At 68.5% G+C, this 13,195-nt stretch carries 8 protein-coding genes; 6 read left to right on the top strand and 2 right to left on the bottom strand.

The window, feature by feature from the left end:
• The first annotated feature begins 1 nt into the window (after position 1).
• The 4 genes from lepA (at position 2) to AB0H78_RS08125 (ending at position 4,986) form a co-directional block, all read left to right on the top strand.
• Positions 2-1,870 (top strand): translation elongation factor 4, encoded by a 1,869-nt coding sequence (gene lepA, locus AB0H78_RS08140; protein WP_363233455.1) that lies wholly within the window; start codon positions 2-4, stop codon positions 1,868-1,870.
• 219 nt (positions 1,871-2,089) lie between these two features.
• On the top strand, positions 2,090-2,401 hold the full coding sequence (locus AB0H78_RS08135; RefSeq protein ID WP_363233454.1) for a hypothetical protein: 312 nt from the start codon (positions 2,090-2,092) through the stop codon (positions 2,399-2,401).
• Positions 2,402-2,593: 192 nt separating this feature from the next.
• Positions 2,594-2,938 carry a hypothetical protein gene (locus tag AB0H78_RS08130; RefSeq protein ID WP_363233453.1) on the top strand — a complete coding sequence of 115 codons (345 nt, stop codon included), beginning with the start codon at positions 2,594-2,596 and terminating at the stop codon, positions 2,936-2,938.
• A 167-nt stretch (positions 2,939-3,105) separates the two neighbouring features.
• Positions 3,106-4,986 (top strand): long-chain fatty acid--CoA ligase, encoded by a 1,881-nt coding sequence (locus tag AB0H78_RS08125; RefSeq protein ID WP_363233452.1) that lies wholly within the window; start codon positions 3,106-3,108, stop codon positions 4,984-4,986.
• A gap of 43 nt (positions 4,987-5,029) precedes the next feature.
• Here AB0H78_RS08125 and AB0H78_RS08120 read toward each other — a convergent pair whose 3' ends face one another.
• Positions 5,030-5,617 (bottom strand): response regulator, encoded by a 588-nt coding sequence (locus tag AB0H78_RS08120; protein WP_363233451.1) that lies wholly within the window; start codon positions 5,615-5,617, stop codon positions 5,030-5,032.
• 13 nt (positions 5,618-5,630) lie between these two features.
• Positions 5,631-9,719, bottom strand: a complete 4,089-nt coding sequence (locus AB0H78_RS08115; protein ID WP_363234065.1) for a HAMP domain-containing protein — start codon at positions 9,717-9,719, stop codon at positions 5,631-5,633.
• Positions 9,720-10,006: 287 nt separating this feature from the next.
• Between AB0H78_RS08115 and AB0H78_RS08110 the strand changes: the two genes are divergently transcribed.
• Together AB0H78_RS08110 and hemW are read left to right on the top strand one after the other, a co-directional pair.
• Complete coding sequence (locus AB0H78_RS08110; protein WP_363234064.1) at positions 10,007-11,815, top strand: SpoIIE family protein phosphatase; 1,809 nt, start codon at positions 10,007-10,009, stop codon at positions 11,813-11,815.
• Between the two features lie 41 nt (positions 11,816-11,856).
• Complete coding sequence (hemW, locus tag AB0H78_RS08105) at positions 11,857-13,089, top strand: radical SAM family heme chaperone HemW (protein ID WP_363233450.1); 1,233 nt, start codon at positions 11,857-11,859, stop codon at positions 13,087-13,089.
• Positions 13,090-13,195: the final 106 nt, after the last annotated feature.

The raw sequence follows: 13,195 nt of genomic DNA, 5'->3' as shown, positions 1-13,195 counted from the left end.
CGTGCCCGCGACTCCTACCAACGTGCCCGAGCCGAGCCGTACCGACTCGGCGCTGATCCGCAATTTCTGCATCATCGCGCACATCGACCACGGCAAGTCCACGCTCGCCGACCGGATGCTCCAGCTGACCGGAGTCGTCGACCCGCGGCAGATGCGTGCTCAGTACCTCGACCGTATGGACATCGAGCGCGAGCGCGGCATCACGATCAAATCCCAGGCCGTACGGCTGCCCTGGGCGCCCACCGGCGGCGAGGGAGTGGGCAGCACCCACATCCTCAACATGATCGACACCCCTGGTCACGTGGACTTCACGTACGAGGTCTCCCGGTCGCTCGCCGCCTGTGAGGGCACGGTTCTGCTCGTCGACGCCGCCCAGGGCATCGAGGCGCAGACCCTCGCCAACCTCTACCTGGCGATGGAGAACAACCTCACCATCGTCCCGGTGCTCAACAAGATCGACCTGCCGGCCGCCCAGCCCGAGAAGTTCTCCGAGGAGCTGGCGAACCTCATCGGCTGCCAGCCCGAGGACGTTCTCAAGGTCTCGGCCAAGACCGGCATGGGCGTGGAGGCACTGCTCGACCGTGTCGTCAGGGACGTCCCGGCCCCGGTCGGCAAGGCGGACGCCCCCGCCCGCGCGATGATCTTCGACTCGGTCTACGACTCGTACCGCGGTGTCGTCACCTACGTCAGGGTCATCGACGGCCAGCTCAACAAGCGCGAGCGCATCCGCATGATGTCCACGAACGCCACCCACGAACTGCTGGAGATCGGCGTCTCGTCCCCCGAGATGACCCCCTCCGACGGCATCGGCGTCGGCGAGGTGGGCTACATCATCACCGGCGTGAAGGACGTACGGCAGTCCAAGGTCGGTGACACCATCACCTCCCTGCACAACGGCGCCACCGAGGCCCTGGGCGGCTACAAGGACCCGAAGCCCATGGTCTTCTCCGGTCTGTATCCGCTGGACGGCTCGGAATACCCCGACCTGCGCGAGGCCCTCGACAAGCTCCAGCTCAACGACGCGGCCCTGGTCTACGAGCCGGAGACCTCCGCGGCCCTGGGCTTCGGCTTCCGCGTCGGCTTCCTCGGCCTGCTGCACCTGGACGTGATCCGCGAGCGCCTGGAGCGCGAGTTCGGGCTCGACCTGATCGCGACGGCTCCCAACGTGGTCTACCGCGTCGTCATGGAGGACGGGGCCGAGCACACGGTCACCAACCCGAGCGAGTTCCCCGAGGGCAAGATCTCGGACGTCTACGAGCCGGTCGTCAAGGCCACGATCCTCGCCCCCAGCGAATTCATCGGCGCGATCATGGAGCTCTGCCAGACCCGCCGCGGCACGCTCCTGGGCATGGACTACCTCTCCGAGGACCGCGTCGAGATCCGTTACACGCTGCCCCTCGCGGAGATCGTCTTCGACTTCTTCGACCAGCTGAAGTCCAAGACCCGCGGTTACGCCTCCCTGGACTACGAGCCCACCGGCGAGGAGGCGGCCAGCCTGGTCAAGGTCGACATCCTGCTGCACGGCGACAAGGTCGACGCCTTCTCCGCCGTCACGCACAAGGACGCGGCCTACGCGTACGGGGTGCGCCTCGTGGCCAAGCTGCAGAAGCTCATCCCGCGCCAGGCCTTCGAGATCCCCATCCAGGCCGCCATCGGCTCGCGCGTCATCGCCCGCGAGACCATCCGCGCCATCCGCAAGGACGTCCTCGCCAAGTGCTACGGCGGTGACATCTCCCGTAAGCGGAAGCTGCTCGAGAAGCAGAAGGAGGGCAAGAAGCGCATGAAGATGGTCGGCAGCGTGGAGGTCCCGCAGGAAGCCTTCATCTCGGTCCTCTCCAGCGACGACTCCGGGGGCAAGGCGAAGAAGTAGGCCGCCGCAGTTCAATACCCCCGCAAAAGCGCCCTCCGGACACGGACGGGCGCTTTTTGCGGTTGTGTGAGCATTGGAAAAGCTCCTGCGTGCATTTGGGTGATCAGCAAAAAGGGCCCGGATTAATAGTTTCCGCAGACCAGGTCCCCCCGTTACGAATACTGAAAGCGGTGTTCCGAGCGGCCAGCAAGACGCTCGGGCGGCACGACGGTCGTGACCGTGACGGACGCCAAGGTTGCTGCTGTTGTCGCCGGCTCTGTGATGGCCCTCGGCGTTGCCTCGCCGGCCTTCGCCGACGACGTGGACAACAGCAACGGCATGACGGCCGCTGGTTCCGACAACCTGGTCCAGAGCGACACGGTCTCGAAGAACGTCGTCAAGAAGCCGAACATCAACATCGACGCTGTCGTCGGTGCCGTCACCAAGGCGACCGACAAGCTGAAGGCCACGCAGGACACTGCCGCCAAGAGCGTCGTCGGCGCGCGCAACGCTGCGGGCCCGACCATGGGTGGCCTGCCGCTCGGCGGCTGATCTCCCCGATTTAACGCACTGCCGCTTCCTCGAGCTGTGGCAGCGTGAATTCAAAGCGGGCCCGGTGCAATGCACCGGGCCCGCTTCTATCTGCTTAATGGGCTCACCGGGTGTTTGATCGCCTGAGTAGAATTTTCTGCGTTACGTTCCTGGAATTCGGGTTACCGATCCTGTTTGAAGGAGGCGGCAACCATGAATCCCAACGTAATTGCCCGTTGTGCCGGTACGGCCCTTGCCGCTGCTCTGCTCGTAGGTGCGGGTGCCGCTTCGGCTTCCGCCGACGAGGGGCCGCTCGTCAAGAGCGACAGCAGTGTCGGTGTCAGCGTCGGCAGTCTGCTGAACATCGGTGCCGTCGACCACACCACCGTCGGTGGTCACTCGGCGGGCCACGGCCACCACAAGGGTGGTCCCGGCAAGCACCACGGCACCGGCTCGGCCACGGCCGACGCCAGCGTCAACACCCAGGCCAACGTCGGCGTCGACCTCGACGTCGTGGCCGACATCACCGCGGGCCTGAACGCACTGATCCACATCTGAGCCGGCCCATCCCGCGAACAGGCCCCTGCGCAGCAGCGCAGGGGCCCGTTCGTTATGAACCCCCCTCTTACGTGGCGGACCCCGGCGCTCTACTCTGATCACTAGTTACTCGCCAGTTAAATACCAGCCAGTCGCGCAGAACTGCCGCGGGCCCGGAGGACGACGTCGTGAGCGACACACAGACATTGATCGAGAACCGACCGCCTTCCGTGGCGACCCTCTTCACCCGGCGCGTGGCCGATACACCGGATGCGGAGGCCTACCGGTACCCGGTGCCGGCCGCGCCCGGGGCGGGCGCCGACGAGTGGAAGTCGCTGAGCTGGGGGCAGGCCGCCACGCGGGTGTACGCCATCGCTGCCGGCCTCATCGATCTCGGACTGCAGAGCGAGGACCGCGTCGCGCTCGCCGCGAGCACCCGGGTCGAATGGATTCTGGCCGACCTCGGGGTGATGTGCGCGGGTGCGGCCACCACCACGATCTACCCCTCGACCAACACCGAGGAGTCGGCGTTCATCCTCTCCGACTCCGGGAGCAGGGTCCTGATCGCCGAGGACGCCGCGCAACTGGCGAAGGCGCTGGAGCGGCGGGCCGACCTTCCCGAGCTCACCCATGTGGTGGTCATCGACCCGCAGGGCGTCGATGCGGACGAGAGCGGCTGGGTGCTCACCCTGGCGGAGCTCGAGGCCCGCGGAGCGGCGTACCTGGAGAAGAACCCCGAAGCGGTGCAGGAGCGTATCGGGGCCATCGAGGCGGACCAGCTCGCGACGCTGATCTACACCTCGGGGACCACCGGCAAGCCCAAGGGCGTGCGGCTGCCGCACGACAACTGGTCGTACATGGCGAAGGCGATCGCCGGGACCGGGCTCGTCACCCAGGACGATGTGCAGTACCTCTGGCTGCCGCTCGCGCACGTCTTCGGCAAGGTGCTGACCTCCGGGCAGATCGAGGTCGGTCATGTCACCGCCGTGGACGGGCGCGTGGACAAGATCATCGAGAACCTGCCGGTGGTGCAGCCGACCTACATGGCCGCCGTGCCGCGGATCTTCGAGAAGGTCTACAACGGGGTCGCGGCCAAGGCGCGGGCCGGCGGCGGTGCGAAGTACAAGATCTTCCAGTGGGCGGCCGAGGTCGCGCGCGAGTACGCGAAGGTCACCCAGGACAACTTCCGCCGCACCGGCAACGCGAGCGCGCCCTTCGGCCTCTCCGCCAAGCACAAGGTCGCCGACGCGCTCGTCTACTCCAAGATCCGTGAGGCGTTCGGCGGGAACCTGCGCGCCTGCATCTCCGGGTCCGCCGCCCTCGCACCGGAGATCGGCTACTTCTTCGCCGGCGCCGGGATCCACATCCTCGAGGGATACGGCCTGACGGAGTCCAGCGCCGCCAGCTTCGTCAACCCGGGCGAGGCCTACCGCACCGGCACGGTCGGCAAGCCGCTCCCCGGCACCGAGGTGCGCATCGCCGACGACGGCGAGATCCTGCTGCGTGGCCCCGGCATCATGCAGGGCTACCACGGGCTGCCGGAGAAGACCGCCGAAGTCCTGGAGAGCGACGGATGGTTCCACACCGGGGACATCGGTGAGCTGTCCGCGGACGGGTACTTGAAGATCACCGACCGCAAGAAGGACCTCATCAAGACGTCGGGCGGCAAGTACATCGCGCCGGCCGAGGTCGAGGGGCAGTTCAAGGCGGTCTGCCCGTTCGTCTCCAACATCCTGGTGCACGGCGCGGACCGCAATTTCTGCACCGCCCTCATCTCGCTCGACGAGCCGACGATCATGGGCTGGGCCAAGGAGAACGGGCTCGGCGGGAAGAGTTACGCCGACGTCATGGCGGCGCCCGAGACCCTGGCGCTCGTCGAGGGCTATGTGAAGCGGCTGAACGAGGGGCTGCAGCGCTGGCAGACCATCAAGAAGTTCCGTCTGCTGCCGCGCGATCTGGACATCGAGCACGGCGAACTGACGCCCAGCCTCAAGCTGAAGAGGCCGGTCGTCGAGCGTGAGTACAAGAGCCTCATCGAGGACATGTACGCCGGATCGCGCGAGGCCTGAGCCCGGGAGCGGACAGACAGCGGCAGGTGCGGCGCGGGCGGGGCTACTGGCCCCGCCCGCGCCGCAGTTCTGCCAGGATCTCCTCCATCCGGGCGAGCTGCCGGCGCACCTCGGGGTCCTCGCCCCGGTCCCCGACGGCCAGCTGGCTCTCGATCACCGAGAGGCGCTCCGCGAACTGGCCCAGCTGCGCCTGCTCCTGGGCGAGCATCCGCTCCAACTGCCGGTTCTTGCGGTGCAGATCGATGAAGACGTTCACCTTGGCGCGCAGCACCCAGGGGTCGAAAGGTTTCGTCAGAAAATCGGCGGCCCCCGTGGCGTACCCCCGGAACGCATAGCCGCCGTCGCCCTCGGACCCGGTCAGGAAGATGATCGGGGTGTCCTTGGTCTGGTCGAGCCGCTTGATGTTGGACGCCGTCTCGAAACCGTCCATGCCGGGCATCCGGACGTCGAGGAGGACCACCGCGAAGCTCTGCCGCAGCAGGGCCTTCATCGCCTCCTCGCCCGAACGTGCGCGTACCAATGGCTCGTTGAGGGAACCGAGGACCGCCTCAAGGGCGATGAGATTGTCCTCCATGTCGTCGACGAGGAGGATGCTCGCCCGGTCATGTGCGGTCGGTACCTCTGTGGTCATGCTCTCGTCTGCCTCACTGGTTCGGCGGAGGGACGGCGGGCTCCCCGGCGCCGCTCGTCTGTCCTGGGACTACGGGATCGGCCGAGATGGTGTCATCCGGATCCTCGCTCTCACCCTCAGGGTCCAGGAGAGCGCAGACGACGGACAGCAGACGGTCCACATCAACAGGCTTGGGCACGTACTCGTTTGCGCCCTGGGCGATGGATTTCTCCCGGTCTCCCGGCATCGCCTTCGCGGTGAGGGCGATGATCGGCAGGTCGGTCCAGAGCGGGCTGCGGCGGATGGCTTCGATCGTTTCGTACCCATCCATTTCCGGCATCATGATATCCATCAGGATCAGCTGGATGTCAGGGTTGCGCTCCAGAGTTTCGATGCCTTCCCTGCCGTTCTCCGCGTAGAGGACCGGCATCCCGACCCGGCCCAGTACGTGGGTCAGGGCGAAGACATTGCGGATGTCGTCGTCGACGATCAGGACGCGACGCCCCGGCAGAACAGTTCCCGCCCGGCCCGAACGCCACTCTTCCAGTTTCGTGGTCGTCGGCCAGCCGTCGTCCTGGTCCGGGAGCAGGACGTGGTCGGAGGAGAGCCGTTCCGGTGCGGTGAGCGTGAGTTCGTGGGTGTGGGCGCTGCCCTCGGGGGCCATCACATGGCCCGGGTAGACCATGGGGACGTACAGCGTGAAGACCGAGCCCTTGCCGGGCTGGCTCTCGGCGATGATGCGCCCGCCGAGGAGACCCGCGATCTCACGGCTGATGGACAGGCCCAGGCCCGTGCCGCCGTACTTCCGGTTCGTCGTGCCGTCGGCCTGCTGGAACGCCTCGAAGATCACCGGGAGTTTCTCCGCGGCGATACCGATGCCGGTGTCCCGCACCGAGAAGGCGATGAGGTCGTCGGTGCCCTTGAGGAGCTTGTCGTCGGGATCCCTGACCCGGCCCACGCGCAGTTCCACGCGGCCCGCCGAGGTGAACTTGATGGCGTTGGACAGGAGGTTGCGCAGGATCTGCTGGAGGCGCTGTTCGTCGGAGTACACCTCGCGCGGCACGTCCTCGGCGACCGCCACCTCGAAGGCCAGGCCGCGGTCGAGGGTGATGGGGCGGAAGGTGGCATGGACGTAGTCGAGGAGCTTGATGAGGGGGAGCTTCTTGGGGCGTACGTCCATCCGGCCGGCCTCGATTTTGGAGAGGTCGAGGATGTCGTTGATCAGCTGGAGGAGGTCGGAGCCCGAGCGGTGGATCGTCGTCGCGAACTGGACTTCCTGGTCGGAGAGATGGCTGTCGGGGTTGTCCGAGAGCAGCCGGGCCAGGATGAGGAGCGAGTTGAGCGGGGTGCGCAGCTCGTGCGACATGTTCGCGAGGAATTCCGACTTGTACTGGGACGAGGTGGCGAGCAGGGCCGCCTTCTCCTCCAGTTCGGCGTTCGATCGCTGGAGCTCCGCCTGCTGGCCCTGGAGTTCGTTCGAGCGCTCCTGGAGCTGGATGGCCAGACGCTGGGACTCGCTCAGCAGGGACTCGGTACGGGAGTTGGCGATGATGGTGTTGATCGCGACGCCGATGGTGTTCACGAACTGGTCGAAGAAGGCCAGGTGGACGTCGGAGAAGCGGGAGAAGGACGCCAGCTCGATGACGCCGAGCAGCTTGTCCTCGAAGAGGATCGGGATGATGACGACGGAGGCCGGGGTCGCTTCGCCCAGACCGCTGTTGATCTTGATGTACTCGGGCGGGACCTCCTCGACGAGGATGCGCTTCTTCTCCAGGGCCGCCTGGCGGACCAGGCCGTGGCCCGGCATGCCGTGGGTGTCGACGGTGGCGCCCTGAGCGGATCCGTAACCGGCGATGAAGGCCAGGCCCTTGATGGAGCTGGTCGTACGGGAGAGGGAGCCGTCGGCGTCCGGATCGGCCAGGAAGAAGGCGCCGAACTGGGCGTTCACCAGGGGGGTCAGCTCGCGCAGGATGAGGTCGGCGACCTCCATCAGGTCGCGGTGGCCCTGCATCAGCCCGGCCAGACGGGCCAGGTTCGACTCCAGCCAGTCCTTGGCGCGGGTGGTCTCGCGGAGGTTGGACACCATCAGGTTGATGTTGTCCTTGAGCTCGGAGACCTCGCCGCGGGTCTCGACGGTGATGGCGCGGGTCATGTCGCCCTGGGCCACCGCGGAGGCGACCTCGGCGATCGCGCGCACCTGGGTGGTGAGGTTGAGGGCGAGCTCGTTGACGTTCGTCGTCAGACGCTTCCAGGTGCCGTACACACCCTCGACCCGTGCCTGGCCGCCGAGCTGGCCCTCGGAGCCGACCTCGCGGGCCACGCGGGTGACCTCGGAGGCGAAGGAGGAGAGCGTGTCCACCATGGTGTTGATGGTGGATTTGAGCTCCAGGATCTCGCCGCGTGCGTCCACGTCGATCTTCTTGGAGAGGTCGCCCTGGGCCACCGCGGTCGCCACCTGGGCGATGTTGCGGACCTGTGAAGTGAGGTTGTCCGCCATGTAGTTGACGTTGTCGGTGAGGTCCTTCCAGACCCCGGACACACCGAGCACCTGGGCGCGGCCGCCGAGCCGGCCGTCGGTGCCGACCTCGCGGGCCACGCGGGTGACCTCGTCCGCGAAGGCGCGCAGCTGCTGGACCATCGTGTTGATGGTGTCCTTCAGCTCCAGGATCTCGCCGCGCGCGTCGACCTCGATCTTCTTGGAGAGGTCGCCGTTGGCCACGGCGGTGGTGACCTGGGCGATGTTGCGGACCTGGGAGGTGAGGTTGGAGGCCATGAAGTTGACGTTGTCGGTGAGGTCCTTCCAGACCCCGGAGACGCCGCGGACCTGGGCCTGGCCGCCGAGGTTTCCCTCCGTGCCGACCTCGCGGGCCACGCGGGTGACCTCGTCGGCGAAGGCGGAGAGCTGGTCGACCATCGTGTTGATCGTCGACTTCAGCTGGAGGATCTCGCCCTTCGCCTCGACGGTGATCTTCTTGCCGAGGTCGCCCTGGGCGACGGCGGTCGAGACGAGCGCGATGTTGCGGACCTGCGAAGTGAGGTTGTCCGCCATGAAGTTGACGTTCTCGGTGAGGTCCTTCCAGACCCCGGAGACACCGCGGACCTGGGCGCGCCCGCCGAGGTTTCCTTCCGTGCCGACCTCGCGGGCCACGCGGGTGACCTCGTCCGCGAAGGCGAGGAGCTGGTCGACCATCGTGTTGATGGTCAGCTTCAGCTCCAGGATCTCGCCCTGGGCGTCGACGGTGATCTTCTGCGACAGGTCGCCGTTGGCGACGGCGGTGGTGACCTGGGCGATGTTGCGGACCTGGGAGGTGAGGTTGGAGGCCATGAAGTTGACGTTGTCCGTGAGGTCCTTCCAGACCCCGGACACACCGCGGACCTGGGCGCGGCCGCCCAGCTGCCCTTCCGTACCGACCTCGCGGGCCACGCGGGTGACCTCGTCCGCGAAGGCGGAGAGCTGGTCGACCATCGTGTTGACGGTGAGCTTCAGCTCCAGGAGCTCACCGGTCGCCTCGACCGTGACCGTACGGGTCAGGTCGCCCCGGGCCACCGCGGTGGTCACCGCGGCGATGTCGCGCACCTGGGCGGTGAGGCGGGACGCCATCGTGTTGACGGCCTCCGTCACATCGCGCCAACTGCCCGCCTGGCCCTGGACTTTGGCGCGTCCGCCGAGCCGTCCTTCCGTACCCACTTCGCGGGCCACCCGGGTGACTTCACCCGTGAAGAGGGACAGCTGGTCGACCATCTTGTTGACGGCGCGGCCGAGCCGGCGCAGATCGCCGCGCAGCTGGCGGTTGCCGTCGTGCAGGTCGACCCGCTGGGTCAGATCGCCGCCGGCCACCGCGTCGAGGACGCGCGTCGCGTTGGCCGCAGGGACCACCAGGGCGTCGAGCAGCGTGTTCGCGCTGGAGACACCGGCGGCCCAGGCGCCCTGCCCGGGGCTGGCCGAGAGTCGTTCGTCGAGGCGGCCGTGCCGGACGACTTCGCGGCGTACGCGCGTGAGCTCGTCCGTGAAGTGCTGGTTCCGTACGGCGATGTGGTTGAAGGCGGCGGCCAGTTCGGCCGGCATACCTTCATGGGTTTCGGGTAGCCGGATACGGAAGTCCCCGTCGCGCAGCGCCGTCATCGCGGCGAGCAGCGGTCGGAGCTCCGAGGCGCGGACCCAGTCGCCGCCGGAGAGAGGCATAGCACTTTCTTCGTTCATGTTGGCCCACTTCGGTGACTCGGTGCTTATGGGCAGGCTCAGTCTGTCACTCTGTCGGTGTCGCAAGCGGCGCATTGCTAGAACTGGTCAGGGAGCCGCACGTGGGGTCCATTCCAATGCAGCGGGATATCACTATCCCCTCAACTCACGCTTCTGAAGCGGGTGTTGACGTGCCCTCTGTCGCACGCACGAGTCTTCCCGGCAACCCGATGGCTCCGTCGGCCGCCCGGCGCTTCGTACGCGCCGCACTGGCCGACTGGACCGCGCTCGGGCTGCCGACGGCCGCGGGCTTCACCGACCGGCTCGCGGACGACGCCGCGTTGGTGGTCAGCGAGCTGACCACCAACGCCGTGGTGCACGCCGGGACCACCGTCGAGCTGCTCTGCCGGCTGGAGGAGGCGCCGCCCGACGACCTCGCGGGCCTGCCCTCCCTGGTCCTGGAGGTCTCCGACCACCATCCCTCACGAGCCGTACGCAACGAGGCGCAAGCAGCGCAGTCGGAGCGGGGCATTCCGGAGTACGGGCGTGGACTCCGTCTCGTCGGGACGCTGGCCGAATGCTGGGGAATCACCTACCGCACCGGACTGAAGACGGTCTGGGCCAGCCTCGTCGTCGACCCGGGCGAACCGCACCCGGCCCCCGGCAGCGACCAGATGCTCCAGCGCGGTCTGCGGGCCGCCGAAATCCTGGCGCCCGCCACCCGGCGCTCCGGTCGCGACGACCGGGACTGGATCAACCGGGGCGCGCTCACCTTCCTCGCCGAGGCCTCCGACCTGTTGGCCGGACAGTTCGACGAGGACATGATCGCCGCGCTGGCCGGGCAGCTCCTGGTGCCCCGGCTCGCCGACTGGTGTGCGATCTGGCTCGAACCGGAGTCGGGCGGCACCCTGCGCTCGCCGCGGCTCTCCCGGGTCTGGCACGCCCGCGAGAGCCGTATCGAGGAGCTGCGCATCGCCTTGGAGAAGGAGCCGCCGAGGCTTCTGGAGTCCGCGCGCGGCGGCGGAGTGGCCGTGCCCTGGCCGCCCATAGGCGATCCGACCGAGATCGAAGGGGCGGCGCTCGCGTACCGGCTGATCGCGGGAGGGCGTCCGCTCGGCACGCTGATGCTGGGTCGCGAGGGACTGACGCGTACCCCCGACGAGGTGGCCGGTCTGGTCGAGGACTTCGCCCGCCGGGTGGCGCTTGCCATCGCCTCCGCGCGGCAGTACACCCGCCAGGCCACCATCAGCCGGGTCCTCCAGCGGGGACTGCTGCCGAGCTCGGTCGCCGAGATCCCCGGTGTGGACAGTGCGCTGGTGTACGAGCCGAGGGGCGAAGGCCTCGCGGGCGGCGACTTCTACGACGTCTTTCCCGGCTCGGGTTCCGGCACCCGCTGGTGCTTCGCGCTGGGTGACGTACAGGGCAGCGGCCCCGAGGCGGCGGTCGTCACGGGCCTCGCCCGGCCCTGGCTGCGGCTCCTGGCCCGCGAGGGATACGCGGTCGCCGAGGTCCTCGACCGCCTCAACAAGCTGCTGGTCGACGAGGCGATGGAGACGGCGGAGGCCGCGGCGCGGATGGTCGCCGTGGCCGGCGGGCAGGACCTGTCCGAAGGCCCGCAGTCCCGCTTCCTGTCGATGCTCTACGGAGAGCTCGTGCCGCTGGAGGGCCCCGGCGGCGGAGTGCGCTGCACCCTCGCCAGCGCCGGCCACCCGCTGCCGCTGCTGCTGCATCCCGACGGGAGCGTGGAGCCCGCGGCGGCGCCGCAAGTCCTTATCGGCGTCGTCGACGACGTCACGTACGAGAGCGAGAGCTTCGATCTGCTGCCGGGCGACACGCTCCTGTGCGTGACCGACGGGGTCACCGAGCGGCGCGCCGGGGCGCGGATGTTCGACGACGCGGACGGGCTCACGAAGGTACTGGCCGGGTGCGCGGGACTGACCGCGCAAGGGGTGGCCGAGCGGATCAGACGGGCTGTGTACGACTTCGGGGACAAGCCGCTCGACGACGATCTGGCGCTGCTGGTGCTCCGGGCCGAGTGACCGCGGCCGGGTGACGGCCGCGGGTGACGGACAATGGGGGCATGCCTTCCGTACTGCCCGATGGTGAGCCCATGCCCGAGGACGGGGCGCTGCCCCCTGCCGCCTTCGAAGGCGCGGGTGCGCGGCCGCTCGGTTTCTATCTGCACGTGCCCTACTGCGCCACGCGCTGCGGGTACTGCGACTTCAACACCTACACGGCGAGCGAGCTGCGCAGCTCGGGCGGTGTGCTGGCCTCCCGGGACAACTACGCCGAGATGGTCGTCGACGAGATCCGGCTCGCGCGGAAGGTGATGGGGGACGACCCGCGGCCCGTGCAGACCGTCTTCGTGGGGGGCGGTACGCCGACGCTTCTTGCCGCGGGCGATCTGGTGACCATGCTGGCGGCCGTACGGGACGAGTTCGGGCTTGCCGAGGGGGCGGAAGTCACCACCGAGGCCAATCCCGACTCCGTCGACCCGGCGTATCTGGCGGAGCTGCGCGAGGGAGGCTTCAACCGGATCTCCTTCGGGATGCAGAGCGCGCGGCAGCACGTGCTGAAGGTGCTGGAGCGTACGCATACGCCGGGGCGGCCCGAGGCGTGCGTCGCGGAGGCGCGGGCGGCCGGGTTCGAGCATGTGAATCTGGATCTGATCTACGGGACGCCGGGGGAGTCCGACGAGGACTGGCGGGCCTCGCTGGCGGCAGCCGTGGGGGCCGGGCCCGACCATGTCAGCGCGTACGCGCTGATCGTCGAGGAGGGCACGCAGCTCGCGCGGCGGATCCGGCGCGGTGAGGTGCCGATGACCGACGACGACGAGCACGCGGACCGGTATCTGATCGCCGACGAGGTGCTGGGGGCCGCCGGATTCGAGTGGTACGAGGTCTCCAACTGGGCGACGACGGAAGCCGGGCGGTGTCTGCACAACGAGCTGTACTGGCGCGGGGCCGACTGGTGGGGCGCCGGGCCCGGGGCGCACAGCCATGTGGGCGGGGTGCGGTGGTGGAACGTCAAGCACCCGGGGGCGTACGCGGGAGCTCTGGCGGCGGGGCGGTCGCCGGGGGCCGGGCGCGAGGTGCTGGGCGCGGAGGACCGGCGGGTCGAGCGGATTCTGCTGGAGCTTCGGCTTCGGGAAGGGTGCCCGTTGTCGCTGTTGAAGGCGGACGGGCTTGCCGCTTCCCGGCGGGCGCTGGGGGAGGGGCTGCTTGCGGAGGGGCCTTATGGGGAGGGGCGGGCTGTGCTGACCCTGCGGGGGCGGTTGCTGGCCGATGCGGTGGTTCGGGACCTGGTGGACTGAGGCGGTGGTGGGGGCGGGGGCTGCGCCCCCGATTCGGGGGCACCCGGCCCGCCAGATGCAGGACACCTTCTTCGTCCAGGCTGCGTCCGACAGCGGCTCCGCCGCG

Source organism: Streptomyces sp. NPDC050738 (genome assembly GCF_040654175.1).
Lineage (GTDB): Bacteria > Actinomycetota > Actinomycetes > Streptomycetales > Streptomycetaceae > Streptomyces.
This window is presented reverse-complemented; position numbering and strand designations above follow the sequence as displayed.

Bases quoted from the DNA above. Each gene is read 5' to 3' on its own strand.
- AB0H78_RS08130 (WP_363233453.1), top strand. From the start codon at position 2,594: ATGAATCCCAACGTAATTGCCCGTTGTGCCGGTACGGCCCTTGCCGCT.
- AB0H78_RS08120 (WP_363233451.1), bottom strand. From the start codon at position 5,617: ATGACCACAGAGGTACCGACCGCACATGACCGGGCGAGCATCCTCCTC.
- AB0H78_RS08115 (WP_363234065.1), bottom strand. From the start codon at position 9,719: ATGACGGCGCTGCGCGACGGGGACTTCCGTATCCGGCTACCCGAAACC.
- AB0H78_RS08110 (WP_363234064.1), top strand. From the start codon at position 10,007: ATGGCTCCGTCGGCCGCCCGGCGCTTCGTACGCGCCGCACTGGCCGAC.
- hemW (WP_363233450.1), top strand. From the start codon at position 11,857: ATGCCTTCCGTACTGCCCGATGGTGAGCCCATGCCCGAGGACGGGGCG.